Here is a 1,277-nt window from a genome sequence, read left to right on the forward strand (position 1 = left end):
GTATATAGGTAAGGAAGTTGGAAAAAATCCAATATAGAGATGCTGTAAGATTTGAAATAAGGCATAAGGCGGTATATTTGTATGAACGATTCTAATTCAGTCTTTGCAACAAGGATAACCACAGATGAAGTTAAACGTTTTTTCGAACTAGATAAGACTGCTAACCGTTTTAGTATCGCAAAGTGGTTTATAGCTTCAACTATTTTTTTGATCATTGCATCATGGATTTATTAGTCTAAAAATTAAGAGATAGAGATTAAATATTGTATATCCCAGTAGAAAATGAGCAACTAAAGTAAACCATTATTTAAAAATGTACAATTATACTAATTTGAAACAAGCTTTACACCGCCTCCAACCATGGTGTTTGCTTTCTTCATCAGCTGCCTCGGTCAGATCGTTCAGATTGTCCGAACAAAATTTAGTATATCGTGTTGTGTAGGTGCCGGTATATCGTGGAGTGTTTAAATAACGACAACCCACAATATGAAGAACGTTCCCTGTTGGTCCACCTGCATTGTTGAAAATAAATCCATTCTTATGCTCTTTGCACCACTTCTCATATTCAGATTCTTTATCTTTAAACTTATTTACCACTTATATCACCTCTAGACAATTTATCGATTAAGAAAAGTTCTTAGAAACACTATTCTTTATTATTTATGGTATTTCCTTCCCATAATGAAACAAATCTTGTTCCTATGTATTGCGATTCGTGTTTTAGAATTGCTAGGTCAAATGAATCATAATCTATTAAGTTATATACGAATTATAGGTTTAAAGGTAAAACACAATAGCCGATACTTTTTAACCGTCTTCTTGGTGGTTTTTTGTGATCTTTGCATCAGTTCAGATTGAACCAGCTTACTCTATTCATTCTGACGTTAAGATCGGTTTAAGCTGACTTCTGGCCATCTGTTATAACTTTATACCAAAACTTTAAACCAAATGGTGTTCCACGCTCACCTGTTTTAATACAATGCTCAATACTACGTTTGAAGGAATTGAAAGTAAAAGAGATAGCCGTGAGGCTATCCCATTGAAATCAGTTTCTTACTCTACTAATATTATTTTACTTTTACTTTTCTTTTGACCACGGTTTTATTGCCTGAACGATCTGTAACAGAATAAGTCAGTGTATATGTGCCTTTTTTCTTAGTGTTAACAGTACCTGTAATTTTAATATTACCAGTCAAATTTCCGTCAACATTGTCCTTTGCTTTAACCCCTGTTCTTGGATTTAAAGTCGATTTGAGTTTAATCGTTTTATTAGTTGC

1 protein-coding gene is annotated in these 1,277 nt (G+C 33.1%); it reads right to left on the reverse strand.

Annotated elements, in window-relative coordinates; all coding sequences use genetic code 11:
- Window positions 1-1,067: 1,067 nt before the first annotated feature.
- Window positions 1,068-1,277: immunoglobulin-like domain-containing protein (locus V7659_RS12910; protein ID WP_335540334.1), on the reverse strand; the 210-nt coding region annotated here is incomplete at its 5' end.

Origin of the sequence: Neobacillus drentensis, assembly GCF_036966985.1 — a bacterium.
Lineage (GTDB): Bacteria > Bacillota > Bacilli > Bacillales > Cytobacillaceae > Neobacillus > Neobacillus drentensis_E.